The sequence below is a fragment of the Paractinoplanes bogorensis genome, from assembly GCF_018829635.1.
Taxonomy (GTDB): domain Bacteria; phylum Actinomycetota; class Actinomycetes; order Mycobacteriales; family Micromonosporaceae; genus Actinoplanes; species Actinoplanes bogorensis.
Window position 1 is genome coordinate 351319 of record NZ_JAHKKG010000008.1, and the last position, 26756, is coordinate 378074.

General features: G+C 71.0%; 26 protein-coding genes. 10 read left to right on the plus strand and 16 right to left on the minus strand.

Annotated features, from left to right (window positions below; genetic code table 11):
- Positions 1–84 precede the first annotated feature (84 nt).
- The 7 genes from KOI35_RS27190 (at position 85) to KOI35_RS27220 (ending at position 8162) form a co-directional block, all read left to right on the plus strand.
- Positions 85–1248, plus strand: coding sequence for a thiolase family protein (locus tag KOI35_RS27190; RefSeq protein ID WP_215791450.1), 1164 nt, complete (start codon positions 85–87; stop codon positions 1246–1248).
- Positions 1248–2345 carry an acyl-CoA dehydrogenase family protein gene (locus KOI35_RS27195; protein ID WP_215791451.1) on the plus strand — a complete coding sequence of 366 codons (1098 nt, stop codon included), beginning with the start codon at positions 1248–1250 and terminating at the stop codon, positions 2343–2345. Before KOI35_RS27190 ends, KOI35_RS27195 begins: the two co-directional genes overlap by 1 nt.
- The gene (locus KOI35_RS27200; protein WP_215791452.1) at positions 2329–3036 is read left to right on the plus strand and encodes an SDR family oxidoreductase; all 708 of its coding nucleotides are present in this window, start codon (positions 2329–2331) and stop codon (positions 3034–3036) included. The genes KOI35_RS27195 and KOI35_RS27200 overlap by 17 nt, the downstream gene beginning before the upstream one ends.
- The gene (locus tag KOI35_RS27205) at positions 3033–3776 is read left to right on the plus strand and encodes an SDR family oxidoreductase (protein ID WP_215791453.1); all 744 of its coding nucleotides are present in this window, start codon (positions 3033–3035) and stop codon (positions 3774–3776) included. Before KOI35_RS27200 ends, KOI35_RS27205 begins: the two co-directional genes overlap by 4 nt.
- A 1-nt stretch (position 3777) precedes the next feature.
- On the plus strand, positions 3778–4539 hold the full coding sequence (locus KOI35_RS27210; protein WP_215791454.1) for an electron transfer flavoprotein subunit beta/FixA family protein: 762 nt from the start codon (positions 3778–3780) through the stop codon (positions 4537–4539).
- Positions 4540–4549: 10 nt separating this feature from the next.
- Positions 4550–5479, plus strand: a complete 930-nt coding sequence (locus KOI35_RS27215) for an electron transfer flavoprotein subunit alpha/FixB family protein (protein ID WP_215791455.1) — start codon at positions 4550–4552, stop codon at positions 5477–5479.
- A gap of 73 nt (positions 5480–5552) precedes the next feature.
- Positions 5553–8162 carry a putative bifunctional diguanylate cyclase/phosphodiesterase gene (locus KOI35_RS27220; protein WP_215791456.1) on the plus strand — a complete coding sequence of 870 codons (2610 nt, stop codon included), beginning with the start codon at positions 5553–5555 and terminating at the stop codon, positions 8160–8162.
- Between the two features lie 4 nt (positions 8163–8166).
- Here the strand turns inward: KOI35_RS27220 and KOI35_RS27225 are convergent, their stop codons facing one another.
- Together KOI35_RS27225 and KOI35_RS27230 are read right to left on the minus strand one after the other, a co-directional pair.
- On the minus strand, positions 8167–8718 hold the full coding sequence (locus tag KOI35_RS27225; RefSeq protein WP_215791457.1) for a hypothetical protein: 552 nt from the start codon (positions 8716–8718) through the stop codon (positions 8167–8169).
- A 7-nt stretch (positions 8719–8725) separates the two neighbouring features.
- Complete coding sequence (locus tag KOI35_RS27230; protein ID WP_215791458.1) at positions 8726–9223, minus strand: PASTA domain-containing protein; 498 nt, start codon at positions 9221–9223, stop codon at positions 8726–8728.
- Between the two features lie 127 nt (positions 9224–9350).
- Here KOI35_RS27230 and KOI35_RS27235 point away from each other — a divergent pair, with 127 nt between their 5' ends.
- Positions 9351–10049 carry a tetratricopeptide repeat protein gene (locus KOI35_RS27235; RefSeq protein WP_215791459.1) on the plus strand — a complete coding sequence of 233 codons (699 nt, stop codon included), beginning with the start codon at positions 9351–9353 and terminating at the stop codon, positions 10047–10049.
- A gap of 4 nt (positions 10050–10053) precedes the next feature.
- A complete protein-coding gene (locus KOI35_RS27240) occupies positions 10054–10764 on the plus strand; it encodes a hypothetical protein (RefSeq protein ID WP_215791460.1) in 711 nt (236 codons plus the stop codon).
- 3 nt (positions 10765–10767) lie between these two features.
- Here KOI35_RS27240 and KOI35_RS27245 read toward each other — a convergent pair whose 3' ends face one another.
- The 13 genes from KOI35_RS27245 to KOI35_RS27305 all read right to left on the minus strand — a co-directional run bounded on the left by KOI35_RS27245 (position 10768) and on the right by KOI35_RS27305 (position 23108).
- Positions 10768–12102 (minus strand): aldehyde dehydrogenase family protein, encoded by a 1335-nt coding sequence (locus tag KOI35_RS27245; RefSeq protein WP_215791461.1) that lies wholly within the window; start codon positions 12100–12102, stop codon positions 10768–10770.
- Positions 12099–12953, minus strand: coding sequence for an NAD(P)-dependent oxidoreductase (locus tag KOI35_RS27250; RefSeq protein ID WP_215791462.1), 855 nt, complete (start codon positions 12951–12953; stop codon positions 12099–12101). The genes KOI35_RS27245 and KOI35_RS27250 overlap by 4 nt, the downstream gene beginning before the upstream one ends.
- Positions 12950–13318, minus strand: a complete 369-nt coding sequence (locus tag KOI35_RS27255; protein WP_215791463.1) for a carboxymuconolactone decarboxylase family protein — start codon at positions 13316–13318, stop codon at positions 12950–12952. Before KOI35_RS27255 ends, KOI35_RS27250 begins: the two co-directional genes overlap by 4 nt.
- Before the next feature lie 13 nt (positions 13319–13331).
- On the minus strand, positions 13332–14213 hold the full coding sequence (locus KOI35_RS27260; protein ID WP_215791464.1) for an MBL fold metallo-hydrolase: 882 nt from the start codon (positions 14211–14213) through the stop codon (positions 13332–13334).
- Positions 14210–15352, minus strand: a complete 1143-nt coding sequence (locus tag KOI35_RS27265) for an FAD-dependent monooxygenase (RefSeq protein WP_215791465.1) — start codon at positions 15350–15352, stop codon at positions 14210–14212. The genes KOI35_RS27260 and KOI35_RS27265 overlap by 4 nt, the downstream gene beginning before the upstream one ends.
- A gap of 1 nt (position 15353) precedes the next feature.
- Positions 15354–15875, minus strand: a complete 522-nt coding sequence (locus tag KOI35_RS27270; RefSeq protein ID WP_215791466.1) for a YbhB/YbcL family Raf kinase inhibitor-like protein — start codon at positions 15873–15875, stop codon at positions 15354–15356.
- A gap of 40 nt (positions 15876–15915) precedes the next feature.
- Entirely contained in the window at positions 15916–16596 is a 681-nt protein-coding gene (locus tag KOI35_RS27275) for a cupin domain-containing protein (RefSeq protein ID WP_215791467.1), read from the minus strand.
- Positions 16593–17477 carry an amidohydrolase family protein gene (locus KOI35_RS27280; RefSeq protein ID WP_215791468.1) on the minus strand — a complete coding sequence of 295 codons (885 nt, stop codon included), beginning with the start codon at positions 17475–17477 and terminating at the stop codon, positions 16593–16595. Before KOI35_RS27280 ends, KOI35_RS27275 begins: the two co-directional genes overlap by 4 nt.
- Positions 17478–17479: 2 nt before the next feature.
- Positions 17480–18559, minus strand: coding sequence for an ABC transporter permease (locus KOI35_RS27285; protein WP_215791469.1), 1080 nt, complete (start codon positions 18557–18559; stop codon positions 17480–17482).
- A gap of 1 nt (position 18560) precedes the next feature.
- Positions 18561–19658 (minus strand): ABC transporter permease, encoded by a 1098-nt coding sequence (locus KOI35_RS27290; protein ID WP_215791470.1) that lies wholly within the window; start codon positions 19656–19658, stop codon positions 18561–18563.
- The gene (locus tag KOI35_RS27295) at positions 19655–21187 is read right to left on the minus strand and encodes an ABC transporter ATP-binding protein (protein ID WP_215791471.1); all 1533 of its coding nucleotides are present in this window, start codon (positions 21185–21187) and stop codon (positions 19655–19657) included. The genes KOI35_RS27290 and KOI35_RS27295 overlap by 4 nt, the downstream gene beginning before the upstream one ends.
- A 1-nt stretch (position 21188) precedes the next feature.
- Positions 21189–22232: a BMP family lipoprotein gene (locus tag KOI35_RS27300; RefSeq protein ID WP_215791472.1), complete on the minus strand. Its 1044-nt coding sequence runs from the start codon at positions 22230–22232 to the stop codon at positions 21189–21191.
- Between the two features lie 165 nt (positions 22233–22397).
- Positions 22398–23108, minus strand: coding sequence for a GntR family transcriptional regulator (locus KOI35_RS27305; protein ID WP_215791473.1), 711 nt, complete (start codon positions 23106–23108; stop codon positions 22398–22400).
- Positions 23109–23405: 297 nt separating this feature from the next.
- Between KOI35_RS27305 and KOI35_RS27310 the strand changes: the two genes are divergently transcribed.
- Positions 23406–25022: an amidohydrolase family protein gene (locus KOI35_RS27310; RefSeq protein ID WP_215791474.1), complete on the plus strand. Its 1617-nt coding sequence runs from the start codon at positions 23406–23408 to the stop codon at positions 25020–25022.
- Between the two features lie 190 nt (positions 25023–25212).
- On the opposite strand, the gene KOI35_RS27315 is transcribed toward KOI35_RS27310, so the two are convergent.
- Positions 25213–26739, minus strand: a complete 1527-nt coding sequence (locus KOI35_RS27315; protein WP_215791475.1) for an FAD-dependent oxidoreductase — start codon at positions 26737–26739, stop codon at positions 25213–25215.
- Between the last annotated feature and the right edge of the window lie 17 nt (positions 26740–26756).

The window sequence follows — 26756 nt, forward strand, 5'->3', positions numbered from 1 at the left end:
TCTCCTCCATTGACGGCCCTACGGCCGCACATGTTACCTGTTCATCAACGGTTTCTAAGCGATCGCTTAGTTTCGGAGGCGGCAATGACCGACAAGATCGTTCTGCTCGACGGGGCCCGCACCCCGATCGGCGACTTCGGTGGCGTGCTCAAGGACGTACCGGCGCACGAGCTCGGCGCCGTCGCGGCCCGGGCCGCCCTGGAGCGCAGCGGGGTGCCGGGCGCGGACATCGACGAGGTCGTGATGGGCTGCATCGGGCAGGTGGCCGGCGACGCGTTCAACGCCCGCCGGGTGGCCCTCGCGGCCGGGCTGCCGAGCAGCGTGCCGGCGTACACGGTGAACCGCCTTTGTGGATCGGGGTTGCAGGCCATCTGGTCGGGGGCCATGCAGATCCGTTGCGGCGCGGCCGATCTCGTGCTGGCCGGGGGCGACGAGAGCATGAGCCGCATGCCGTTCTACGACTTCGGGCCGCGCGGCTCGACCCGGCTCGGCGACCGCACGTTGATCGACGGCACGCTGTCGATGCTCACCGACCCCATCCGCGGGCTGCACATGGGCGAGACGGCGGAGAACGTCGCCGACCGCTACGGCGTCTCCCGGCCCGAGCAGGACGAGTTCGCGTTGCTCTCGCAGCAGCGGGCGGCCCGGGCGGGCGACGCCTTCGCCGACGAGATCGTCCCGGTCGAGGTGCGCGGCCGGGTCGTCACGACCGACGAGCATCCACGACCGGCGACCACGCTCGAGATTCTCTCCGCGCTGCGGCCCGCGTTCCGCCCGCACGGCTCGGTGACGGCCGGCAACTCGTCCGGCATCAACGACGGCGGGGCGGCGGTGGTGCTCACCCGGTCATCGGTCGCCGACACCCGCGGGCTGACCCCGCTGGCCACCATCGAGGCGGTGGTGACGGCAGCGATGGACCCTTCCTTCATGGGGTACGCGCCGGTGCTCGCGCTGCGAAAGCTGTTCGACCGGACCGGGACCACGCCCGACGACGTCGACGTGATCGAGCTCAACGAGGCGTTCGCGGCGCAGGCGGTGGCGGTGATCCGCGACGTCAAGCTCGACCCGGAGAAGGTCAACCCGTACGGCGGGGCGATCGCCCTCGGCCATCCGGTCGGCGCCACCGGCGCCATGCTGACCCTCCGGGCGGCCAAGCACCTCAAGCGGCACGACCTCGAACTCGGCGTGGTCACCATGTGCATCGGTGGCGGCCAGGCCCTGGCCGCCCTGATCCGGCGGGCTGCCTGATGCCGCGCCGCCCGTTCACCGAGGACCACGAGCTGTTCCGCGACTCGGTACGCGAGTTCCTGCGCCGCCACGGCCCCGGCATCACCCGGGACCTCTGGCTGGCCGCGGGCCGGCAGGGCTTCCTCGAGCTGGGCCTGGGCGAGGAGCGCGACTACCGCTACCAGGCCGTGCTGATCGAGGAGCTGGCGAAGCAGACGATGGCCCTGGCGTCGTCGCTGAGCATCCACTTCGACGTCGTGGCGCCCTACCTGGTCGAGTTGACCACACCCGAGCAGCGCGAACGCTGGCTCCCCGGGGTGGCCAGTGGCGAGACGGTCACCGCGATCGGGATGACCGAGCCGTCGGCCGGCTCCGACCTGGCCGCGCTGCGCACCAGCGCCGTCCGCCGCGACGACGGCTGGGTGCTCAACGGGTCGAAGACGTTCATCACCAACGGATACTCGGCCGGCCTGGTCGTGGTCGCGGCCCGCACCACGCCGGGCGCGCGGGGCAAGGGCATCAGTCTGTTCGTGGTCGAGCGCGGCATGCCCGGCTTCACCACCGGGCCCAAGCTCGACAAGGTCGGGCAGCCCGAGGCGGACACCGCCGAGCTGTTCTTCGACGACGTGTGGCTGCCGCCGGGCCAGCTGATCGGCGAGCTCGACGGCGGCTTCGCGCACATGATGCAACGGCTGCCGCAGGAACGGATCGGTGCCGCCGTGGCCAACATCGCGCACGCCCGGCAGATCCTCGACGAGACGATCGTGTACGCGGGCGAGCGGCACGCGTTCGGTCAGGCGATCGGCTCGTTCCAGCACAACAAGTTCCTGCTGGCCGAACTGGTCACCAAGGCCGACGTCACCCGCGCGTACGTCGACCAGTGCGTGGTCGCCCACGCCGCCGGGGAGCTGACCGCGGTCGAGGCGGCCAAGGCCAAGTGGTGGTCGGCCCAGACGCAGAACGAGATCCTCGACCACTGCGTCCAGCTGTACGGCGGCTACGGCTACATGAACGAGCAGCGGGTCGCCCGGGCCTGGAAGGACGCCCGGGTCACCCCGATCTGGGCCGGATCCAACGAGATCATGAAGGAGTTGATCGGCCGTGACCTCGGACTCTGACGTCACCTTCGACTTCGCGGGCCGCACCGCGATCGTCACCGGCGCCGCACTGGGCATCGGCGCCGAGATCGCCCGGTACTTCCGCGCGGCCGGCGCCACGGTCTACGCGCTCGACGTCCTGGGGGCGGACAAGACCGACATCACCAGCACCGCCGACGTCGAGGCGGCGGTGCGGCGCGCGGTCGACGAGACCGGGCGGCTCGACATCGTCGTCAACAACGCCGGCATCCTGCGCGACAAGGTGCTGTGGAAGCTGACCGACGACGACTGGGACGCCGTGCTGGCCGTGCACCTCGGCGGCACGTTCCGGCTGACCCGGGCCGCCGTGCCCCACTTCCGGGCCCAGCAGTACGGCCGTGTCGTCAACGTCACCTCCTACACCGGGCTGCACGGCAACGTCGGGCAGGCCAACTACGCGGCGGCCAAGGCGGGGATCATCGGCTTCACCAAGACCGCGGCCAAGGAACTGGCCCGCTTCGGCGTGACCGTCAACGCGGTGTCACCCAACGCCGAGACCCGCATGATCGAGTCGATCCCCGCCGCCAAGAAGGCGGAGCTGGCCGCGGCCATCCCGATGGGCCGATTCGCCGCACCGTCCGAGATGTGCGCCGCGGTGGCGTTCCTGGCCTCGGCCCAGGCCGGCTACATCACCGGTACGGTGCTGCCGGTCGACGGCGGGATCTCGATGTGAGCGGCCGGTTCGCGGGCCGCACGGCCGTGGTCACCGGGGCCAGCCGGGGCATCGGGCTGGCCGTGGCCCGGCGCATCGTCGACGAGGGCGGCCGGGTCTGCGTCACCGCCCGTAAACCGGACGCGCTGGCCGAGGCGGTCGAGCGGCTCGGCCCGAACGCGATCGGGATCGCCGGGGCGGCCGACGACGCCGGACATCGCGAGGAGGTGATCCGGACGGTCACGGACCGGTTCGGGCCGCCCGGCGTGCTCGTCAACAACACCGGGATCAACCCCGCGTACGGGGGTCTGTTCGAGGCCGACCCGGGCGCGGTCCGCAAGATCTTCGAGGTCAACGTGCTGGCCGCGCTGGCCTGGGTCGGCGCGGCGCGCCAGGTGTGGAAGCCGGGCGCGGCCGTCGTCAACGTCGCCTCGGTGGCCGGGCTGAGACCGGCCGAGAAGCTGGGTGCGTACGGGGCCAGCAAAGCCGCCCTCATCCACCTGACCCAGCAACTGGCGGCCGAGCTCGCCCCGGACGTACGCGTCAACGCCGTCGCCCCGGCCGTGGTGCGCACCCGGTTCGCCGGGGCCATGTTCGACGGCCGCGAGGACGAGGTCGTCGCCGGCTATCCGCTGGGCCGGCTCGGCACCCCGGAGGACGTCGCCGCCGCCGTGGCGTTCCTGGCCAGTGACGACGCCGCCTGGATCACCGGGCAGGTGCTCACCCTCGACGGCGGCCGCACACTCAACGGAGGAGTCTGAGATGAACATCGTCGTCCTGGTGAAACAGGTGCCCGACAGCGGCGCGGCGCGCACGCTCGGCGCCGATCTGACCGTGGAGCGGGCCTCGGCCGGCAACGTCATCAACGAGATGGACGAGTACGCCATCGAGGAGGCGCTCAAGCTCAAGGAGGCGTACGGCGGAACCGTGACGGTGCTGACCATGGGACCGGCCCACGCGGCCGAATCGATCCGCAAGGCACTGGCCATGGGCCCGGACGAGGCCGTGCACGTGACCGACGAGGCGCTGGCCGGGTCGTGCGCGGTGAACACCTCCACAGTGCTGGCAGCGGCCCTGCGTACGGTGAACGCCGATCTCGTCCTGTGCGGGGCCGAGTCGACCGACGGCCGGGTGCAGGTGATGCCGCACATGCTGGCCGAGCGGCTGGGGATCGCGGCGCTGACCGGGGCCCGCAAGCTCACCGTCGACGGCGCGCGGCTGACCGTGGAGCGCCAGACCGACGAGGGATACGAGGTGGTGACGGCACCCACCCCGGCCGTGGTGAGCGTGTGGGACACGATCAACGAGCCGCGCTACCCGTCCTTCAAGGGCATCATGGCGGCGAAAAAGAAGCCGGTCCGTACGGTGTCGATCGCCGATCTCGGTCTGACACCGGAGGAACCGACCAGCGCGGTGCTCGAGTTCTCGCCGCGGCCGCCGCGGTCGGCGGGCACGAAGGTCGTCGATGACGGCGCGGGTGGCACGCAACTGGCCGGCTATCTGGCCGCCGGGAAATTCGTCTGAGGGGGCTGTCATGGCTGAGGTGCTGGTTGTCGTCGAGGCGGGCGTCAAGAAGGTCACGCTGGAGATGCTGACGATCGCGCGCGGGATGGGCGACGTGTCGGCGGTGGTGTTCGGTGACGCCGACACCGCGAAGCTCGGTGAATACGGGGCGTCGAAGGTGTACGTCGCATCGGATCCGGCTGTCCGGGATCATCTGGTGGCGCCCAAGGCGACGGTGGTCGCGTCGCTGGTGCGGCAGGTGTCGCCGGCGGCGGTGCTGCTGGCCTCGACACAGGAGGGCAAGGAGATCGCCGGGCGGCTGGCGGTCAAGCTGGACAACGGGTTGCTGACCGACGCGGTCGACGTGGCGGCCGACGGTACGGCCACGCAGGTGGTGTTCGCGGGGTCGGGGACCGTGCGGTCGAGGGTCACCCGGGGGCTGCCGATCGTGACCGTCCGGGCCAACTCGGTCACGCCGTCGCCCTCGGCGGCCGATCCCGTGGTGACGGCGCTGGACGTGACGGTGAGCGACAGCGACAAGCTGGCCACCGTGGTCGAGCGGGTGGCCGAGCCGAAGGGGGCCCGGCCCGAGCTGAGCGAGGCCTCGATCGTGGTCTCCGGTGGCCGCGGCGTCGGGAATGCCGCCAACTTCACGCTCGTGGAGGAACTGGCCGACCTGCTCGGGGGTGCGGTGGGTGCCTCGCGGGCGGCGGTCGACTCGGGTTTCTATCCGCACCAGTTCCAGGTGGGGCAGACCGGGAAGACGGTGTCGCCGCAGCTTTACGTGGCGCTGGGCATCTCGGGGGCGATCCAGCACCGGGCCGGGATGCAGACGTCCAAGACCATCGTGGCGGTCAACAAGGACCCGGAGGCGCCGATCTTCGAGCTGGCCGACTTCGGCGTGGTGGGTGATCTGTTCACGGTGGTACCGCAAGCGGCCGACGAGATCCGCAAGCGTTGACCGAACGCTCAGATTCCGGCCGGCTCGGCCGATCTGAGCGTTGCAGAGCGTCCTGTGGATGGCCGGAGGAACTATGACGACGACCGTCCCGGTGCGTGTCTGGGCCAGTCGTCCCATGGTGTTGCTTGCGGTGTCCACGGGGCTGTCGGTGGTGCTGTTCGGCCTGGATGCGGCCGTGTGGGCGGTTCCGCCTCCGGTCAGCTGGGCCCTGATCGTGCTGACCAGCCTGTTCTACGTGCCGGTCACCTGGCAGGCCAGTAGGGCGGACCACGTCCCGGCCGCCGCCCGGTCCTTCTGGCGGCTGGCGGCCTGCGCCCTGGCCCTGATCGGCACGGCGATGGTGTTCCGGGCCGTGCTCGCGGTCACCCACGTGGGTCTGTTCGAGGCCGCCGCTGACGTTGTCCACGGATGCGGCGTCGTCGTGATGCTGACCGCCATGTTCCGGTTGCCTATCGCCGGGCGTACCCGGTCGGGGCGGGTCGCGCTGTGGCTCGACATCGTCATCCTGATGACCTCGGCCGTGGTGTTCCTGGCCCATTTCGCGATCCTGCGGATCCTGTCCCTCGGTGATGCCGGCGCCGCCGACGTCGTGATCACGTCCGCTCTGTTCGGCGCGGGGCTGCTCGGTGTCTTCCTGGCGGTCAAGGTGACGCTGACCGGCAGCGACTCGCTGTCGCGGGGCGCGGTGCGGATGATCGGCGTGAGTGCGGTCGCGGGCGGGCTCGGAACGGCGATCTCGACCGCGCTGTCGCACGACCGCGAGATGAACTCCTTCCTGCTGAGCATCCCGCTGGCCGGCTTCACCATCGCGCTCGCCGCGCGGCAACAGTTGAGCGACAGCACGGCCGCCCAGTCGGCGATCGCGACTCGGGCCCGGCCGTTCAGCGTGCTGCCCTACCTCGCGGTCGGCGCGGTGGACCTTCTGCTGGTCTACGTGGTGGCGACCGACCAGCCCGACCGGTTGCTGGTCGTGGTCGGCGCGGTGCTCCTGACCGCGATCGTGGCCGGGCGCCAGCTGCGGGCCTTCCGCGAGAACGTCCGGCTGACCGACGAGGTCCGGGGCAGCGAGGCCCGGTTCCGGCTGCTGGTGCAGAACGCCAACGACATCACCGTGATCACCGAGGCGGACGGGGCGCTGCGCTACATCAGCCCGGCGGTGACGCGTGTCCTCGGGTACGACCCCGCGGGGCTGATCGGCACCAGCCTCGCCGACCACACCCACCCCGACGACCTCCCGGCCCTCCGCGACGGCCTGCGCACGCTGATGGCCACCGAGGGCGCCACGATGACCCTGGAGGCCCGCTGCCGGCATGCCGACGGCAGCTGGCGCTGGCTGGAGTTCGTCACGACCAACCTGCTGCACGAGCCGAGCATCCGGGGCCGGGTGAGCAACGTCCGGGACGTCTCCGAGACCCGTACGGTGCAGGACAAGCTGAGCCACGAGGCCACCCACGACGCCCTCACCGGGCTGGCCAACCGGGTGCTCTACGGCCGCCGGGTGGCCGCGAGCGTCGACGGCGCCGAACCGGTCAGCATCGTCCTGATCGACCTCGACGATTTCAAGATCGTCAACGACACCCTCGGTCACGCCGTCGGCGATGCGTTGCTGGTGGCGGTGGCCGAGCGGCTGCGCGCCGGGGTACGGCCGGAGGACACGGTGGCCCGCCTCGGCGGTGACGAGTTCGCATTGCTGCTGCCAGGGCTGGCCGCCGACGCTGTGGACCGTGTGGTGGTGCGCATCTGCGAGTCGCTGCTGGTTCCGGTCGAGGCCGACGGCCAGTTGCTCAGCGTCCGGGCCAGCTTCGGGGTGACCACCGGCGGCCCCGGCGACGACCCGGGCGAACTGCTGCGCCAGGCCGACATCGCGATGTACGAGGCGAAAGACCGGGGCAAAGGCGGACACCAGCATTTCCGTACGGGAATGGAGGCTCGTGGCTCGGACCGACGCCGGCTGATCGACGCGTTGACCACCGCGATCGACGACGATCAGCTGATCCTGCACTACCAGCCGGTCGTGAGCCTGCCCGACGGCCGGACCACCGGCTTCGAGGCGCTGGTCCGCTGGCGGCACCCGGCCGACGGGCTGATCGGTCCGGGCGCGTTCATCGCCGCGGCCGAGGAGAGCGGACTGATCGTGCCGCTCGGGCGCTGGGTGCTGAACCGGGCGGCCCGGCAGGCCGCGGACTGGGGCGAGCAGGCGGGCAGCATCTCGGTCAACGTCTCCGGGCGCCAGCTCCAGGTGGCCGGCTTCGCCGACGAGGTGGCCAAGGCGCTGCGCACCAGCGGACTGCCGGCCCGGCGGCTCATCCTCGAGATCACCGAGACGACGGTGGTCGGCGGCGGAGCCACCCGGACGAACCTGGACGGCATCCGGGCCCAGGGCGTACGGCTGTCCCTGGACGACTTCGGCACCGGATCGTCCACCCTCACCACCGTGGCCGGGCTGTCGGTCGATCAGATCAAGCTGGACCGTTCCTTCGTCGACTCGGACGTCATCGCGCGGGCCGTCCTGCTGCTGGCCCAGGGCATGAACGCCGAGGCGGTCGCGGAGGGCGTCGAAACCCCCGCCCAGGCCGACCGGCTCCACGAGCTGGGCTACCGGCGCGCCCAGGGCTTCCTGTTCGGCCGACCGGCCCCGTCCGACGAGTACGGCCTGACCCGGGCGCGTGTCGGCGGGCCCTGACGTGCTACTTCGCGTTTTTCTCGAACAGGCGGCGTACCAGCTTGGACGCCTCGGCCAGAGCGGCGACATCTCTCTCGCTCACGTCGGCCAGAAAGCCCTTCCGGCTGTCGTCGATCAATGCCAAGAAGCCGACTTCGCGCTTGATGTCAGCGGCGAGCTCCTGACCTCTTTCCGCGCTCGCGGGGCCGTCTCGGAGCTCGTCGCGGGCACCTCTGAGATCGGTCAAAGCGGCGTCGTACCGGTCCCCGAAGTACTTGACGGTCGCCGGAACCAGGTCGACGAGGTTGTAGCTGTTCACGACCGCGGCCAGTGTGGCGTCGTCCGCGATGCGCAGCAGCGTCACGCCGTACGTATCCCAGGCGAGCCGGCGCATGGTGACCTCGGCGGTTCTTCCTTCGGAGTGGATCAGGCGTTGAAGTGCGGACTGGTTGCCGAGTATCTCCGCGTAGATGATTTTGGCGGCGTTCCTGGCTTCCGCCCGTTGCTTCTGCCGGTCCGTCAGATAGCCGAGAAGCCAGCCGACGGCAACACCAAACAGGCCGATGAGCGCTTCCATGCCGGGTTCACACCTCTACCGTCACCGATGAGCCGCGCCGGGCGTCGGTGCCGGCCGGTGGCTGCTGACTCTTGATCGGGTCGGCGGGCTGAGCGCCGGGCGGGATGACGAGGCTGAACGGCGCGGCGACCATCGCCGCCTTCGCCTGGTCGACGGTCATGGTGGAGAGGTCGGGCACCGTGTCGGTTCCCATGGTGGCTTTCAGCAGGTCTTTGCGGGCCTCGTCGGCCACCCGGGAGGCGAAGTAGAAGGCGACGACCCCGGAGGCGCTGGCGACGATGCCGCCGATCAGGAGGTTGCGGGTCTCGGCGTCGGCGTCCGAGGCGAAGGAGGCTCCGGCGAGGATGATGAGGCCGCCGACCAGTATGAGCGCGAGGAGCGGCCGCACGATGCCGGCGCCGGCGTCGGGCTGGGCGCGGTTGAGGAAGGTGTAGATGATCGCCGCGAGGACGGCCAGGCCGGCCAAGGCGATCAGACTGCCGAGCAACCAACCGGGACTTGTCATCGTGGCCTCCGGGTTCGTCAGGTGAGGCCATAGTCGTTGCGTGGCAACGCAACTGCTGTCGGCTCGGTGACGCCGTCGCACGATGTCGTCATCCCGTCAGTCCCGCGGCCGGGTTTAGGCTGTGGAGATGCAAGCTGATGCGGGCCGGCTGCTCGAGAAGGCGTCCGGTCTGGACGATCAAGCCGAACTCCACGCGGACGCGGGCCGCCTCGAGGAGGCCGTGGCCGCGGCCGAGGAGGCTGTGGCCGTGCGCCGGGAACTGGTGGCGGTCGATCGGGTGGCTCATCTGGGCGAGCTCGCGGCGTCGCTGAACAACCTGGGTGCGCTGCAGACCCGGTCCGGCCGGCACGAGGCGTCGGTGGCGGCCGCCGAGGAGTCGGTCGATCTGCAACGGCAGCTGGCCGCCGACCGGCCGGGGGAACATCTGCGTGACCTCGCACTGACGCTGACCAACCTGGGTAGCGTCCGAGCCCGGGTCGGACGTCGCCGGGAAGCCCTGGCCGCGGCCAGGGAAGCCGTCGAGATCTACCGGGGGATGGCCGAGATCGACCCCGGGACCTACCGGCCGGGGCTCGCCGCGTCGCTGTGGGCGTACGCCTGGGTGTGTGTGACCCTGCGGGCCAATCTGCCGGGCGCTCTGCAGGCGGTCAACGAGGCGATCTCGACGTTCACCGGGCTGGCCGAGCGGTCGCCGGAGGTGTTCACCGTGCCGCTGCTCCGGGCGTACCGGACGCTGGCCGACATCCTGGACGGGCTCGGGCACACCGAGCAGGCCGCCGAGGTGCGTGCGCGTCTGGCGGAGGGTGGACCGGTGTCCCTACCTTGATGGCGTGCTCACGTTTCTGACGGCAGCGCTCGTCGGTGGTTTGTTACTGATGATCGCCGCGCTCGTGTTGTGGGGTGTCAAGGCGGGGGATAGACGCTCCCATCGGCTCATCGCCGGCACGCCGATGACGCCGATCGGGTCCTGGCGGCCGGGCACCCGCCGGGTCGCGGGGCAGGGAATCACCGGGTCCGGCCCGTACGGACCGATGGCCGGGCCGGTCAGTGGGCAGGACTGCGCCTGGTGGCAGGTCAGGGTGGACCGGTACCCGTCACGCGACTCCGATGACCGTACCGGGTGGGACGCACTCGGGGTGTTCGCCGCACCCGGCTTGCCGTCGATCGGGGACGGCAGTGGACACGTGCTGGTCGACGCGCGGGTGGCCGACCAGGCGGTCACCGTGAACTATGTGCGGTCGGTCTCGTCGGTGCCGGCGTACGTGCCGGCCAAGCTGGTCGGCAAGATGCGGTCGTACGAGGAGATCCGGCTGACCGAGACGCGTCTGCCGATCGGCCGGGAAGTGTTCGTGGTCGGCTCCGTACAGCGCGACCCGGCCGTGCTGACGCCAAAAGTGTTCACCGTCGACCGCCGCGACCAGGTTCTCGACCGGCTGGCCGGCACCGCCCGGTCGGCCCAGGTGGTGTCCCGCGCGTTCGGACTGGCCGGGCTGGTGCTCGCGGCGGTGTCGGCCGGCCTGCTGTCGGTGCGGCTGGGCTAGGTATCAGGGGCCCGGGGTGATGCGGACGCTGACGCTTTTCAGGTGGGAATAGTGGTTCAGGGCCTCGATGCCCTTCTCGCGGCCGTAACCGCTGGCCTTGTGCCCGCCGAACGGCATCTGGACCGACTGGGTCGACCAGGAGTTCACGTAGACCTGGCCGGCCTCGATGGCGCCGGCCACCCGGAAGGCTCGTGAGATGTCGGCGGTGAACACGCCACCGACCAGGCCGTAGTCGCTGTCGTTGGCGATGGCGACCGCCTCGGCCTCGGTGTCGAACGGGATCACGACCAGGACCGGGCCGAAGATCTCCTCGCGGGCGATCGTCATGTCGTTGGTGACTCCGGTGTATACGGTCGGCTCGACGTGACGTCCGGGTCCGGTCGTGCCGCCGACGACCGCCTGGGCGCCCTCGGTCTCGGCCACCTTGAAGTAGTGCTGCACGGTTTCGAACTGTTTCTCGGTGATCATCGGGCCCACCTGGGCGGTCCGGGTGGCCGCGGCGACCGCCGTGACGAAGTCGTCGTGGATGGTGCGTTCCACGAGCAGGCGGGTGCCCGACGAGCAGACCTGGCCGGCGTTGGTGGTGAAGGCGCGTACCGCCTCCGTGGCCGCGAACGGCAGGTCGGCGTCGGCGAAGACGATGTTGGCCGACTTGCCGCCCAGTTCGAGGGTGAGCGGCAGGATGCGTTCGGCGGCGATGCGGCCGATGGTCTGTCCCACCGGCACGGAACCGGTGAAGGCGACCTTCCGTACGAGGGGGTGCTCGACGATCGCAGTACCCACGCTCGAGCCGGGGCCGGCGACCACGTTGAGCACGCCGTCGGGCAGTCCCTCCTCCGTGGCCAGTCGCGCCAGGGCCAGCGTCGTACGGGACGTGGTCTCGGCCGGTTTGACCACGACCACGTTGCCGGCGGCCAGTGCCGGTGCGACGGCCCGGGTGGCCTGGTTGAGCGGCAGGTTCCACGGGGTGATGATGCCGACCACGCCGAAGGGCTCGCGGATCGTGTAGACGTGCAGATCGGGCCGGACGTCGATGACGTCGCCGGCCGGCAGGTGCACGAGCGAGGCGTAGAACTCGAAGTACTCGGCGGCGCCGCGGATCTCGGCCTCGGCGAGCGCGAGGGGCTTGCCGGTCTCGGCGGTCTCCAGCTCGGCCAGGTCGTCGAGCTCGGCCAGCAGGCGGCGGGCGACGGCCATCAGGACGCGGCCACGGTCGAACGACGCCGTGTGCCGCCAGCCGTGCGCGGCCGCGGCCGCCGTGGTCACCGCGGTGTCGACGTCGGCGCGGGCCTCCCGGGGAGCGACGGGGGCGCCGCCGATCCAGTGTCCGGCGCTCATTTCGGGTCCCCGATCAGGTCGTACATCTGGGTGTGGTCGGTCTTGGGGGTGACCTCGGCGGCGATGCGGGACCACTGCTCGGCGACCCGGTCGGAGATCTCGGCGGGCCGGTCGAGGGATCGGGCCAGGTCGACGGCGATGCGGATGTCCTTGGCCATCAGCTGCAGGGCGAAGCCGGAGGCAAAACTGCCGTCGAGCATGAACTGGGTGACCTTGTTCTCGCTCGTGTTGGAGCGGCCCGACGAGCTGTTGAGGACGGCGTTCATGGTCTCGGGGGCGATGCCGAACGCGGCGCCCAGTTGCAGCGCCTCGACGGTCACCGACATGGTCGCGGCCGAGACGAGGTTGTTGAGCGCCTTGGCCGCGTGCCCGGAGCCCACCGGGCCGACCTCCAGGATCTTTTTTCCCAGTACGCCGAGTAGTGGGCGCAGTTCGTCGAGGTCACCCGGGTCACCGCCGGCCATCACCGCGAGCGAGCCCGCGATGGCTCCACGAACACCCCCGGAGACGGGAGCGTCGACGAATCGCAGCCCGCGCTCGCTCAGCCGGGCGGCGAGGGCGCGGGTCTGCAGCGGCTCGGAGGAACTCATGTCGACGACGAGCGTGCCGGGGGACAGCCGCGGGGCCAGTTCGTCGAGGACGCCGGTGACGACCGCCGAATTGGGCAGCATGAGGATCAGGACGTCGACGCCGGCCACGCCCTCGAGGGCCGTGGCCGAGGTGGCCGAGCCGATCGGGGCGAAGGGCGCGGCGTCGAACACCGTCAGGGGATAGCCGGCCTCGGCCAGGCGGGTGGCCATCGGGCGGCCCATCTGGCCCAGCCCGACGAAGCCGATGCGGGGGCGGCTCACGAGTCGAACACCTCGGCGGCCAGGCGGAACGATTCCAGGGCGGCGGGCCCGCCGCAGTAGAAGGCGGTCTGCATCAGGACCTCCTTGATCTCGTCCCGGGTCACGCCGTTGTTGAGGGCGCCCCGCACGTGGGCCTTGAACTCGTGCCCGCGGTTGAGCGCGGTCAGCATGGCCAGGTTGATCAGGCTGCGGTCGCGGCGGCTGAGCCCGTCGCGGTTCCAGATGTCGCCCCAGCAGTACTGGGTCACGTAGTTCTGCAGGTCGCGCGAGAAGTCGGTGGCGGCGGCCAGGGAGGCGTCCACGTAGTCGCTGCCGAGCACTTCGCGCCGCACCTGGAGACCGGCGTCGTACAGTTCGTCGTTCATGGGGGGTCCTTAGCTAAATACGGGCCAGCGCGGCCCAGGAGTCGATGACAAAGGCGTCGCCGTCAGCGGCGACGGTGCAGGCCGAATGCCCGCCGAAGTGCCCGGGGAAGACCACCAGACGACGGTCGGCGGCCTCGGCCAGCAGGCGGCGACGCGCGGCGCGGGCCATCGCCTGGTCCTCGCACCAGCACGAGTTCACGTCGGGCTGGGCGATCTGCACGGGGGAGTGCAGCATGTCGCCCACGAAGAGCGCGCCCGATTCGAGCCGCAGGACCGACGAGCCCGGCGTGTGGCCGGGATGCGCTTCCAGCACGAGATCGGAGTCGATGCGGTGCGAGCCGCTCCACAGCTGGACCTGACCGGCCGCGTGGACCGGGGCTACGCTGTCCTCGAACACGTTCTGGTTGCCGTCGCCGGGCGGCCGGGGGTTCTTCAGCGGGTTCCAGTAGTCGAAGTCCGCGGCCGGCATCAGGTAGGTGGCGCGGGGAAAGGTGGGCACCCACTCGCGGCCGTCGAGCCGGGTGTTCCAGCCGACGTGGTCGACGTGCAGGTGGGTGTTGATGACCAGGTCCACGTCTTCCGGGGCGACCCCGGCCGCGGCCAGGTTGGCCAGGTACGCCGTGTCGTGGTGCGCGTAGACCGAGGCGTACGGGCGCTCCTTGTGGTTGCCCGCCCCGGTGTCGAGCAGGATCGTGCGCCCCTGACTGCGGATCAGCCAGGTGTGCAGGACCGTGCGCAGCGTGCCGGTCGTACGGTCGAAGAAGTCCGGGTCGTCGAGCGTGGCCCAGTAGTCCGGGGTGCTGTCCGGGAACAGGAAGCCCGGCGTGCCCTTGCTCGGGCCGGCGAACTCCTGCACCCGGGTGATCTCGACGTCGCCGATCACCACCGTGTTCATCGGTTGACCCCCGGCACCGGATACAGCGCGATCAACTCCGGCGTGGCCGCGTCGAGCACGAAGTTGGCCGTCTCCATCACCTCGGGCGTGAATCCGTTGCCCCGGGCCAGCGTTCGCGTCTCGGCCATGTACGCGCTGCGGGCCTGCGCGGCGTCGGTCATGGCCCGCTGCTTGCCCTCCCAAGCCGCCAGCCCGGCGTCCAGGTCGTCATGCTGCCCCAGGGTGTGGGCGAGCTCGACGGCGTTGACGATGCCGACGCTGGCGCCCTGACCGAGGGCCGGGCACATGGCGTGCGCGGCGTCCCCGACCACGACCGCGCGCCCGCTCGACCAGGGCGTCACCCGATTGGTCTGGTACGCGTCGTGGCGCCCCCCGGTGGCCTCGGCGGCCAGGTCGATCGCCGGTTTGAGGTGCGGGAACCGGGCCGACCACACCTCGGGGTCGATCGGGATGCGGGAGGCCCGCTCGTTGCTGGTGGTCGCCATCATGCCCATGTAGAGGCTGTCGGGCCCGGTGGTGATGAACAGGATCCGCATGGCGTCGGGCTCGAGCGTCCAGTAGTCGATGACCCGGTTCCATTCCGGGCCGGCGAACTCGGCGGGCCGTGGCACGAGCACCCGGCACACACCGTCCTGGTACTTCTTGCGCTCCTGGGCCAGGGCGGGCAGAGAATTCCGTACGGCCGAACCCGCCCCGTCCGCCCCCACGACGAGGTCGGCCTCCAGACGGGTGCCGTCGGCCAGCAGCAGCGCACCGAACGGGTCGGCGCCGACCGCCTCGGAACCGGTGACGATCTCGACCCCTGCATCCCGGGCCGCGTCGCTGAGCAGCTCGTGCAGCTTGGGGCGGGGGATCGCCCAGTACGGGTAACCGGCCAGCTCGGGCGTGAACATCTCGCCGTTGAGGCTGGTCGCGTAGACGTCCGGAACCACGCCGTGCTTCCTGATGGCGGGCGCGACCCCGATCACCTCGAGGGCGAGCATCGCGTTGCGCCACAACAGGATCCCGGCGCCGAAGTCGCGCAGCTGGTCGTTCTGCTCGTGCAGGCGCACGCTCCAGCCGGCCCGGGCCAGGGCGATGCCCGCGGTGAGCCCGGCGAAACCGGCGCCGGCCACCTCGGCGTGCCGTCGAGTCGTCATATCAGGCCTCCGCCGCGTCGACCCAGCCGGTCATGTGACCCCGCGCCAGGGTGTGGAAGTGCAGGTTGAATCCCAGCACGGTCGGGGTGAGGCCGGGGTCGATCTCGAGCACTTCTACGTCGACCGCGTGCACCACGAAGACGTAGCGGTGCCGGCCGGAGCCGGGCGGCGGGTTGGGCCCGACGTACTGGGGGAGGCGGATGTCGTTGGGCAGCGTGAGCATGCCAGTGGCGCCGGGCGCGCCCGCACCGGCCGGCAGCGACGTGACGCCGGCCGGGATGTTGGCCACGGCCCAGTGCATGAAGCCGACGCCGGTCGGAGCGTCCGGGTCGTAGCAGGTGATGGCGAAACTCTTCGTCCCGGCCGGGACGCCGCTCCAGGACAGCTGCGGCGAGGTCTGCTTGCCGCCGATCTCGGGGTCGCGGAACTCGACCGGGAGCTCTTCGCCGTGGGTGAAGTCGTCGCTGCGGACCTCCAAGGACGGGGCCGGGGTGACGGAGGCGTACGGGTCGTCGGTGCTCAAGACATGCTCCTAAGACGGTGGCGAATCAGACGGTGGCGAATCAAACGGTGGCGGGTGTGGTGCGGACGTCGAAGCGGCGCATCGGGGAGGTGACCGTGAAGGTCCCGGACCAGCCGCTGGGCAGGGCGATCACGTCGCCGTCGGTCAGTGGGCGGGTCGTGCCGTCGTCGCCGGTGACCGAGCCGGTGCCGGACATGACGAACAGGAACCGGGCCTGGCCGTCGGCCTCGACGCGCTGGTCGCCGATGGGCAGATCATGCACCTGGCAATGGCCGTCGGGGCCGTCGAAGACCACGGCGTTCCCGCCGCTCAGGGTCGGCTCGGTGGACAGGAAGGCGGAGGGCTGCACGCCGTCGCGGAACGGCGCGACCGGGGTGCTGTGCAGGTAGACCTTGCGGATCGTGCGGCGGATGTCCCACTGCCCGGCCCAGCCGTACGGAAGGACGATCACGCTGTCCGCGGTCAGCACGTGTTCGGTGCCGTCCTGGTCGGTGATGGTGGCGTCGCCCTCCAGGATGTACATGAACGAGCCCCGCCGGTCCTTGACCCGGGGGTAGACGCCGGCGTCGCACGCCCAGACGGCGAAGAACCCGTCGGCATCGTCGGAGACGACCACCTCGTACGCGAAAGGAACTCCGGAGATGATCGGCTCCATCGAGATCTCGACCGGAAGCTCGCCCTTGCGGACGTGCTCGCCGTCGAGGTGGGGCAGCGTGCTCACTGGTGGTCCTCCAGAATCAGCGCGGGCTCCGGCGCCTTGATCTCGAGCAGGTCGAACGAGGGCCGGTGCAGGATGTCGTGCAGTTCGTCGTCGGTGATCGAGGTGATGCCGTACTTCTGGGTGTGGGTGACGACCCGTTGCAGGGTGTCGATGGCGTTGCCGGTACCGACCATGGGTGAGTCGCTGCCGAACAGCACCTTGTGCAGCACCCCGTACTCCTTGGCCGCGCACAGGGCGTTGGCCAGCACGGTCGGGCGGTTGGGGATGGCCGACGTGTCGGCGTAGATGTGCCGGTGGCGGCGCATCACGGTGACCGTCTCGTAGATCCACGGGTGGCCCATGTGGGCAATGATCAGCTTCAGGTCGGGGAACGCGGTGGCGACGTCGTCGAGCAGCAGCGGGTTGGCGTCGGAGAGCCGGCCCGCCGCGGTGAAGATCGCGCCCTGGTGGATCATCACCGGCAGCCCGAGCCGCTCGGCGGTGCGGAACACCCGCAGGCACAGCGGGTGCATCGGCGAGGTGCCCTGATAGATCGGGCCCAGCTTGACGCCGACCAGGCCGAGCTCGAAGTGCGCCCGCTCGATCTCGTCGACCGCGTCGTGCCGGGTCGGGTCGACCGACAGGAACCCGACGGTCTGCCCGCCGATGTCGCGGACGAAGGCGGCGACCGCGTCGTTGGGCACCATGATCCCGGACGCCTGAGCCTGCAGACCGAAGACGATGGACCGCTCGGCCGGGGCCACCTGGGCCCGGTAGCCCTCGCGGGTGACCTCGTCGATCGACCCCTGGGCGTGCTTGCGGGCGACCCGGCTGAGGTCGTCGGTCCACGGCGCGGCCTGGTGGTCCGGAACCCAGAAATGGGTGTGCACGTCGGTGATCAAGGTCAGGCCTCGCTTCGGATGTAGGGGAGAGTCAGCCCGGAGGGGGCGCGGTGCCTCGCGGCACCACCCGCGGCCAGCGCCACCAAGGCCAGGACGTAGGGCATGGCCAGCCACAGCGACGCCGGGAGGCTCAGCTGCGGCCGGACGACGGCCAGCGCGACCAGGCCGGCCAGCAGGACGGCACCGATCAGTTCGGCCGGCTTGGGCGCGCGCCGGGGCTGCCGGTGGCGGGCGGCGACCAGCGCGCCGAGGACGAGCAGCGCGGCGGCGGCCCAGACCTCGCCCGGAACCGAGGCGATCGACTGCAGGCGCAGCTGGATCGCGTCGGTCACCGCGAAGATGGCGACGGCCAGCAGGAGTCCCCGGAGCCGCCAGGCGCCGAACAGCACGGCGGCGATGGCCAGATAGCCGCGGCCGCCGGTCATGTCCTCACGGAAGACGCCGACGTCGCCGATCGAGATGTACGCGCCGGCCGCTCCGGCGCAGGCGCCCGAGACCAGCACGGCCGCCCAGCGCACGCCCCGGATGCTGACCCCGGCGGCGTCCGCGGCGACCGGGGACTCGCCGGTCGCGGCCAGGTTGATGCCCCAGGTGGTGCGGTACATGGCCAGACCCACGAGCACCACCACGACGATCGTGGCGTAGATGAAGAGGTCCTGGTGGAACAGCACCTCACCGACCACCGGCAGGTCGCTCAGCAGCGGCACGGCCAGCCGGGGCAGCGGGGTGAAGGTCTGCGGCTCGGGCACGAAGTGCTGGTCGAAGAACGTGGTCAGCCCCAGTCCGAGGACGCCGATGGCGATGCCGGCCACGATCTGGTCGACCTTCACCTCGATGGCCAGCACGGCCATCAGCGCGGCCAGCAACAGGCCCCCGGCGATGCCGCCGAGAAAGCCCAGGGGCTGGCTGTCGACCCGGGTCATGGTCAGGTAACCGGCGAACGCCCCGGCCAGCAGCACCCCCTCGAGACCCACGTTCATCACGCCGGCCCGCTGCGAGATCAGCTCGCCGGTGGCGGCCAGCAGGATCGGCGCCGCGATGGTGAGGGCGGCGACCAGGAAAGCGATGTCGAAGACACCCATCTCAGGCCTCCTTCGCCGAGCTGACCAGCTCTTTGCCGGTGGAGGCGGGGGTGACCGGGACCGCGGGCCGGGCCGCCCGGCGGCGTCGCAGCAGCATCGCGGCGACCAGGACCAGGACGATGACGGCGCCCTGCAGCACCGAGGTGAGCGACGACGGCACGTCGAGCAGCGCCTGCAGCGAGGTGCCGCCGACGTTGAGCGACGAGAACACGATCGCGGTCAGGATCGCGCCCACCGGCGAGTTGCGGGCCAGCAGCGCCACCGCGATGCCGTTGAAGCCGATCCCGGCCTCGAACCCCTCACTGAGCCAGGGCGCCGAGCCGGCGAACAGCAGCGCCGCCCCGGCCAGACCGGCGAACCCGCCCGAGATGACGATCGCGCTGACCCCGGCCCGCACCGGGTTGATGCCGGACCAGCGGGCGGCGTCCAGGTTGCCGCCCGAGGCGCGCAGCTCGAAGCCGAACACCGTGCGGGAGAAGAGCCAGATCAGACCGGCCGCGAGGATCGGGAGCAGGATCACGTCGTACGAGAGCGTGCGTCCCGGCACCGACTCGACGGCCGGCCACAACGCGGACGCCGGGAAGTTGGCCGACTGCGGCTGCTGATCGAGCGAACCCTGCAGCGGGCCCCGGACCAGCCAGGCCAGCATCTGCACGGCGACGAGATTCAGAAGCAAAGACGAGATGATTTCCAGTACGCCCCGAGACGCCCACAACCAGGCCACGATCCCGGCCCACAGGGCACCCCCGGCGATCCCGGCCAGCGCGCACGCCACGATCGCCACGACCGTCGGCACCCCGTCGCACTGCAGTCCGACCGCCGCCGCGGCGCACCCGCCGATGACGACCTGGCCGGGGAAGCCGACGTGCATGCGGCCCGCCTTGTCGGCGATGATCCACCCCAGCGCCACCAGGAACAGCGGGACGGCCTGGGTCAGTGTGGTGCCGGCGTTGGTCGGGGAGCCGAAGGTGCCGCTCCAGAAGGCCGACGCCGCCTCGCCGGGGGACACTCCGATCGCGAGCAGCAGCAGCGCGGCGAACAGCAGGGTCGCCGCGGCCACGCCGAGCTGGGTCAGGACGCGTACGGCCAGAGCTTTCACGCCGTCACCTCCGAAGATGTCATCAGGGCACCGATCCGGGCCCGGGTCGCCTCGCCGGCGTCGAGCACGCCGCGGATCCGCCCGTGGGCCAGCACCGCGATCCGGTCGGACAGGGCGATCACCTCGTCCAGGTCCATCGAGATGAGCAGGACCGCGCCGCCGCGATCGCGATGCTCGGTGAGCCGCCGGTAGACGAACTCGGTGGCCCGCACGTCCAGTCCGCGTACCGGCTGGACGGCGATCACCAGCAACGGCTCGGTGGACAACTCGCGGGCCAGCACGGCCTTCTGCTGGTTGCCGCCGGAGAGCCGGGCCATCGGCTGGCTCTCGCCGGTCGCGCGGACCTCGTACTCGGCGGCCAGGCGCACGGCTCGTTGCCGGGCCGCGCGCAGGTCGATGCGGCCGCGTCGGGCCAGCGGAGCCTGCCGGAGCGCGCGCAGGTTGATGTTCTCGCCGAGGGTCATGCCGCCGATGACGGCGACGTGGTGGCGGTCCTCCGGGATCAGCGCGCCACCCGCGGCGTAGAAACCGGCCGGGGTACGTCGCTCGAGCCGGCGGCCGGCCAGTTCGACCGATCCGGACAGCGCCGGCCGGATGCCGAGCACGGTCTCGACCAGTTCGGCCTGACCGCTGCCGGCCACCCCCGCGATCCCGACGATCTCGCCGGCCCGCACATCGAGATCGACGTCCTCCAGAGCCTGGGGGCCGTCCGGGTGACGTTCGACATTCAGTTCCCGTACGACCAGAGCGGGCTCACCAGGCGCAGCCGGGGCGCGCTCGCGGCGCGGGGCGAGCGACTCGCCCACCATCAGCGTGACCAACTGCTCCGGGGTGCTACCGGCGATGTCACCGGTGCCGGCCACCGCCCCGCCGCGCAGCACCGTCCAGCGGTCGGCCACCGCGAACACCTCGGACAACTTGTGGCTGATCAGCACCACGGCGTGCCCCTCGGCGGCCAGCCGGCGCATCAGCTTGGCCAGCTCGTCCCACTCGCCCGGACTGAGCGCGGCGCTGGGCTCGTCGAAGATCAGCAGCCGGGCGCCGCGGCACAGCAGCTTGACGATCTCGAGCCGCTGCCGCTCGCCGACCGAGGCGTCGGACACCAGCCGGTCGGGGGCGATGCGCAGCCCGGTGGCGGCCTCGACCTCGGCCGCCCGGCGCCGGGCGGCGGCCCGGCCGTTGCGCCACGGCACGCCGGCCGGGGCCATCGCGAGGTTCTCCAGCTCGGTGAGCGTCGGCACCAGGGTGAAGTGCTGGTGGACCATGCCGATCCCGGCCCGCAGCGCCTGCTCCGGCCGGCGGAAGGACACCGGCGTGCCGTCGAGGCTCATGGTGCCCTCGTCCGGCTGGTAGAGGCCGGTGACGATCCGCATCAGCGTGGTCTTGCCGGCGCCGTTCTCGCCGAGCAGGGCGTGCACCTCACCCCAGGCGATGTCGAGGTCGATGCGGTCGTTGGCGGTGAAGGCGCCGAACCGCTTGGTGATGCCGGAGAGCCGCAGGGCACTGCCGGAACCGGGATCGGTGGTCATGTCAGCGCTGCTCGAACGCGTAGCTCGGCTTCGGCAGCAGCACGCCGTCGCCCGGGGTCACGGTGCCGTCCGAGATGTCTTTGGTGATCTTCTCGGCGAGGGCCTTCTGCTCGTCGGTGCCCTTGCCCGGGCAGAACTGGAAGGACAGCGCGCCGCTCTTGAGGCCGAAGCTGATCGCGCCGGACGCCAGCTTGCCCGCGGCGGCCTCGGTAACCGCGGTCTTGAGGACGTCGGACCAGTTGACGATGCCCGAGCCGATGATGTTCTTGTTCTCGTCGCAGTGCAGCGCGAAGACGTTGTAGACGCCCGTACCGGCCTTGCCGTCGGCGGCCTGATAGATGCCCTCGGAGCCGGAGTCCAGGTCGGACAGGATCTGGTCGACGCCGTTGGCGATCATCGCCTCGGCCGCCTGCTTGGCCTTGCCGACGTCGTTGTAGTCGTTGGTGTAGGCCTGCGCCACCTGTGTCTGCGGGTTCTCGATCTTGGCGCCCTGGGCCATGCCGTAGTACCAGGCGGTGGACGACGGCACCTCGGGTCCGGCGATCATGCCGATCTTCTTGCTCTTGGACTCGTTGGAGGCCACCGCGCCGGCCACCATCGCGTTGAGACCGACCGCCACGGTCACCGAGCTGACGTTGTCGGCCAGCGCCTCCAGGTCGGAGGCGATCAGCACGAAGTGGGTGTCCGGGTACTTGGGGGCGACCACCGCGACGGCCTTGTTGAGCACCGCGCCGTCGGCGACGACCACCTTGTTCTTGGCCGCGAGCGACTGCAGGCCCTCGATCTGCTCCTGCGACTCGGAGGCGTTGTCGACGATCGAGGTGAGTTTGAGCTTGGGGTCGGCGTCGACCGCGGCCTGCACGCCGGCCAGGGCGTACTGGGTGAAGCCGCCGTCGTTGCGCGGGGCCGGGGCCAGGAAGCCGATGTTGATCGTGGAGCTTTCTCCGGCGGCCGCGGTTCCGGCCGCCTCGTCGCCGCTTCCGCATCCGGCGAGGAGAACTGGTATGGCAGTTGTGAAGGAAATGATGGCGAGTTTGACGCGCATGGGGGACCTCTCACTCAAACTGGTATGGCAGTTATCGAGACTCGAGTGGGAAAACTTGAGGTGCCGACCCAGTTTGGGGATCTGCCATACCAGCCGTCAAGAGGCTGAGCGGGCGTAACCTGGTTTTCGCATGGTTATGGGCGCGTTACTGCCATACCAGGACGCTCAGAGGTCGAACTTGGTGGCGACCTCGTCCTGCAGCTCGGTGCGACCGGTGCGCACGTGCACCCGCATCGCGTCCTCGGCGGCGTCGGCATCGTGGGCGCGCAACGCCTTCACGAGCGCGACATGCTCCTCGTACGACCGGCGCATCCGCCCCTCGCGACGCGTCACGATCGACGACAGGAAACCCCGGTTGAGCTGCTGCACCAGCAGGTTGTAGTGCTCCAGCAGACGCTCGTTGCCGGCGCCGGCCGCGATCAGCTCGTGCAGCCGGGCGTCGATCGCGCTGTAGCCGTCCAGATCGCCGGTCTCGACCGCCCGGCCCATCGCCGCCATCACCTCGTCGAGCCGGGAGAGGAGCTCGTTGTTGCCCCGGCTCGCGCACAGCCGCGCGGCCATCCCCTCGACCGCCTCGCGAACCTCGAACAGGTCGAGGATCTCGTGCCGGCGCAGACTCTTCACGAACGTGCCGCGGCGGTGCTCGATGGTCAGGAAGCCGGCCGTCTCGAGCTCCTTGAGGGCTTCCCGTACGGGCATACGACTCACGCCGAACCGGGTGGCCAGCCGGGCCTCGGAGAGCTTCTCACCCGGTTTGATCACGCCGGCCGCGATGTCGCGCCGCAGCTGCTGGGCGATGGCGTGCTTCTTGGAGGCCTCGAGCTCCTCCTCGACCAGGCCTGCGGGGACGGAGGGCCCCCGATCGGATCTCGGCACCAGCGCCCCCTTTCCGGCGATCGCTGACGCCACCATAACGCCCGGGCTCGGGAGGCATGATGCACGACCCGCGCGGACGATAGTCCGCATTGCGGGCATCTTCCTCGTACGGGCCTTTGGACTGCCTGAAACGCAGACGTCAACTCCTCGAAACAACCTCTTGACACTTCTCGATGCCCGAACGAGAGTCTAGTAACCGCCTGGCGGACAAGTGTCCGAAATCTACGTCGCGTCGTCGGCCCGTCCTCGCCGTCGATGCGATCGGCGCTGCCCGCGGCCAGAGACAAGGAGCCACCGATGACGCCTGCCTCGATCGATGACGCCCACGAGATGCACAGCACCGGCTGCGCGGTCTGCGACGCCGGACGGAACACCGGCGCGGACGGGACCGCCGTGGCCGAGCGGCTCCTGAGCCGCCGCGCCCTGCTCGGCGGGGCCGCCGGGGCCGCCGCGGCGATTCCGCTGCTGAGCGCCGCTCCCGCGGCCGCCGCCCCGGCGCCCCGCGGCGACCGCACCCTCGTGCTCGAACCGAGCTGGGTTCTCACCTACGAGAAGGGCGACCTGCAGCTGCGCAGCGACCACTCCGTCGTCGTGCAGGACGGGCGGATCGCCGCCATCACGGCCGGTCGGCTCCGCGGCCACCAGAACCGGATCGAGATGCCGGGGCAGCTCCTCATCCCCGGCATGATCTCGGCCCACACGCATGTGGCGCTCGGGTCGTCGACCCGCGGCCTGATCGAGAGCGGCCGCTCGTTCGCGATTCCCGGGGTTCGCAGCATGGACCTGGACGACGACGACCTGGACGCGCTCACCGCCTACAACCTCGCCGAGATCCTCCGGGCCGGCTGCACCACCCAGGTCGAACAGTCACTGGACCTGCGGCACGCGCAGTCCTACGTCCGGGTCGCGCGGCGCTGGGGCGTACGCGGCTATCCGGCCCCGATGCTGCCGAACTTCGCCCGGGTCGTCACCCTGCGCGCCCGCACCACCGACCAGGAGCTGTTCGACTCGGTGCCGGCCCAGCTCAAGGAGATCGAGGCGGCCCTGCGCTGGGGGCGCACCGTCAACGGGGCCGAGGGCGGGCGCATCCGTCCCCAGATGGCGCCGCAGGGCCCGGAGACCGCCACGCCGGAGACCCTGGACGCGATCTTCCGGGCGGCCCGGCAGCTCGGCAACGGCATCCACACCCACCTGGCCACCGGCGCGCCGGAATCGGCCACGGTCGCCCGGTTGTGGGGCAAGGCACCGGTCAAGTGGATCGAGGACCACGGCTTCTACGACGTCCCGTTGATCGGGGCCCACCTGGGCGGCTGGGATGTCACCGGTGACGCGCCCTTCCTGGCCGGGAAGAAGAACTTCACGTACGCGCACTGCCCGTCCGGTGCGGGCGCCGGAGCCGGCTCGGCCGGCCAGCCGTTCATCGAAGCCCTCGCGGCCGGCATCAACACGGCCGTCGCCCTCGACTCGCACTCCAACGACATGATCGAGAACGCCAAGCTGGCCGTGCTCTACGGACGCCTGCGGCACTCGCTGATCAGCGCGACGAGTCCCGTCCCGGTCCGCCGCCCGACCGTCTGGGACATGATCAAGTCGGTGACCGTGAACCCCGCGAACGGTCTCGGCCGCGCCGACCTCGGCCGCATCGAGGTGGGCGCGAAGGCCGACCTGACGTCGATCGACGTGTCCGGGTTCCTGGTCGGGGCGGGCGTGGCCGGGCCCGAGCCGCTCAACAACCTGCTCTACGCCAACGGCCTGCACGTGCGGAACGTGATGACCGAGGGCCGGTTGCAGATCCGCGACGGCCGCCTGGTCGTCGACGACGAGCGCCGCGTGGTCGCCCGGGGCGGCGCGGTCGTCCGCAAGCTGTGGGCCCGTCTGCGGGCCGAGGGATGGTTCACTCCCACCCCGAGGTAGCTTCCGCGCTTCCGGTGCCGGATCGACGCCGGGACCGCGGGGCGCTTCAGGTGTCGGATCGACGCCGGGTCCGCGGGGCGCTTCAGGTGTCGGATCGACGCCGGGACCGCGGGGCGCTTCAGGTGTCGGATCGACGCCGGGACCGCGAGGCGTTTCCGGTGCCGGATCGAGGCCGGGACCGCGGGGCGCTTCAGGTGTCGGATCGACGCCGGGACCGCGGGGCCAGCAGTCCGCGGGGGACGACCGACAGGAGCGGGCCGGCCTGGACGCCCTGCCGGTCGAGGATGGCGTTGACGGCGAGGATCGCCGAGCCGGCGGCGCGTTCCATCAGGCCGGCCGGGAAGGGCACCCGCACCCAGTCGCCGGCCAGATAGACGCCGGGCGCGTCGGAGAGGACACCGGGCCGGGTGGCGTCGCTTCCCGGGGCGAACGCGGGGGCGTCGTCGCCGACGCGTTCCTCGACGTCGACGATGGTCATGCCGGTCGTCTCCGGCCACAGCGCCCCGAGTTCGGCCCACATCCGCTTGGTCAGTTCGGCGGCCTCGACACCGTCGGGGGCGGCGTACGCGTGCAGCTCGATCACGCTGCCGCCGCCCCGGCGGGCCCACTGGGCGGCCGCCCGCTCGATGCGGTGATAGAGCGTGACCGAGTCGAGCGTCGGCTCCCCGGCCACGCTGGTGAAGACGCTGCGGGAGGGAGCGCAGTCCTGGGCTGTCCAGATCCGGCTGACCGCGTAGGGGGCCGCAGTCCGGACCGTGGCCATCTGCTCGGCCAGCCGGGGCGCTTGCGCGGTCAGCCCGGGGGAGGCGGCCACGATCTCGCGGGCCGAGCGCGGGTCGGCCGCCAGCACGACGTGGTCGGCGGGCAGCTCGGTGCCGCCACGCAGCACCACTTTCCAGCCGGGGTCGATCCGGTCGACCGCGGCTGACGTACGGATCTCGCCGCCGAGCGCCTGCAACTGCCCGGCGAGCGGCGCCCAGATGGCCGTCTCGTAGTCCTGGGTGGGGGCGTCGAAGTCGAGTCCCTCGGGATTGCGCAGGAAATAGAAGTGGAACTGCATGATCATCTCGGCGGCCGACATCTCCTCCTGGCGGTTGAAGAAGGAGTGCGCGAACACGTCGAACAGGTGCGCCCGGGCCCGGGCCGGCATGCCCAGCGTGTCGAGGAAGTCTTTCGCCGTGATGTGATCGAACTGGCGGTAGGTCTCGGCGCGGGAGTAGCTCAGCAACGGGACGGCCGCTTTGCCGTCGACCCCGCGCAACTCCCGCAGTTTCAGGCTCGGTGACCGGGCGACCAGGGCCAGCAGATTGGCCGGGGGCCGGCGGGGCAGGCCGGAGAAGCTCTCCTCGGGCCAGTTCCGGGAGACCACGGGGTAGGGGCCGGCCGGTCGGAGGAACGACAGCTCGGGGTCGATCCGGCGGAGCACGTTGTGCAGGTTGTAGTACTGGCGGAAGAACCCGTGGAAGCCGTGCTCGACCATCTGCCGGGAGCCGTCGGCCACCGTGCGGGGCCACGCCGCGAGACGGCCGCCCAGCTGGGCGTCGCGTTCCAGCAGGGTCACCCGCAGGCCACGCTCGGCGAGCAGAAGTGCGCTGGTCACGCCGGCGATCCCGCCACCGATGACCACCGCGCGAACCTCGTCCGTGACGGTTCGCGGCAGATCGGCGCGAGGACGGACCAGGCGGTGAGCGCGGGCGCTCGTCAGTCGTGGAGTCACGCCGCCACGCTACCCCC

What these genes read in the sequence shown, in the direction of transcription:
- KOI35_RS27220 (WP_215791456.1), top strand. Translation starts at nt 5,553, where the DNA reads ATGACGACGACCGTCCCGGTGCGTGTCTGGGCCAGTCGTCCCATGGTG.
- KOI35_RS27230 (WP_215791458.1), bottom strand. Translation starts at nt 9,223, where the DNA reads ATGACAAGTCCCGGTTGGTTGCTCGGCAGTCTGATCGCCTTGGCCGGC.
- KOI35_RS27195 (WP_215791451.1), top strand. Translation starts at nt 1,248, where the DNA reads ATGCCGCGCCGCCCGTTCACCGAGGACCACGAGCTGTTCCGCGACTCG.
- KOI35_RS27260 (WP_215791464.1), bottom strand. Translation starts at nt 14,213, where the DNA reads ATGAACACGGTGGTGATCGGCGACGTCGAGATCACCCGGGTGCAGGAG.
- KOI35_RS27310 (WP_215791474.1), top strand. Translation starts at nt 23,406, where the DNA reads ATGACGCCTGCCTCGATCGATGACGCCCACGAGATGCACAGCACCGGC.
- KOI35_RS27235 (WP_215791459.1), top strand. Translation starts at nt 9,351, where the DNA reads ATGCAAGCTGATGCGGGCCGGCTGCTCGAGAAGGCGTCCGGTCTGGAC.
- KOI35_RS27245 (WP_215791461.1), bottom strand. Translation starts at nt 12,102, where the DNA reads ATGAGCGCCGGACACTGGATCGGCGGCGCCCCCGTCGCTCCCCGGGAG.
- KOI35_RS27190 (WP_215791450.1), top strand. Translation starts at nt 85, where the DNA reads ATGACCGACAAGATCGTTCTGCTCGACGGGGCCCGCACCCCGATCGGC.
- KOI35_RS27300 (WP_215791472.1), bottom strand. Translation starts at nt 22,232, where the DNA reads ATGCGCGTCAAACTCGCCATCATTTCCTTCACAACTGCCATACCAGTT.
- KOI35_RS27225 (WP_215791457.1), bottom strand. Translation starts at nt 8,718, where the DNA reads ATGGAAGCGCTCATCGGCCTGTTTGGTGTTGCCGTCGGCTGGCTTCTC.
- KOI35_RS27210 (WP_215791454.1), top strand. Translation starts at nt 3,778, where the DNA reads ATGAACATCGTCGTCCTGGTGAAACAGGTGCCCGACAGCGGCGCGGCG.
- KOI35_RS27255 (WP_215791463.1), bottom strand. Translation starts at nt 13,318, where the DNA reads ATGAACGACGAACTGTACGACGCCGGTCTCCAGGTGCGGCGCGAAGTG.
- KOI35_RS27265 (WP_215791465.1), bottom strand. Translation starts at nt 15,352, where the DNA reads ATGACGACTCGACGGCACGCCGAGGTGGCCGGCGCCGGTTTCGCCGGG.
- KOI35_RS27215 (WP_215791455.1), top strand. Translation starts at nt 4,550, where the DNA reads ATGGCTGAGGTGCTGGTTGTCGTCGAGGCGGGCGTCAAGAAGGTCACG.
- KOI35_RS27285 (WP_215791469.1), bottom strand. Translation starts at nt 18,559, where the DNA reads ATGGGTGTCTTCGACATCGCTTTCCTGGTCGCCGCCCTCACCATCGCG.
- KOI35_RS27295 (WP_215791471.1), bottom strand. Translation starts at nt 21,187, where the DNA reads ATGACCACCGATCCCGGTTCCGGCAGTGCCCTGCGGCTCTCCGGCATC.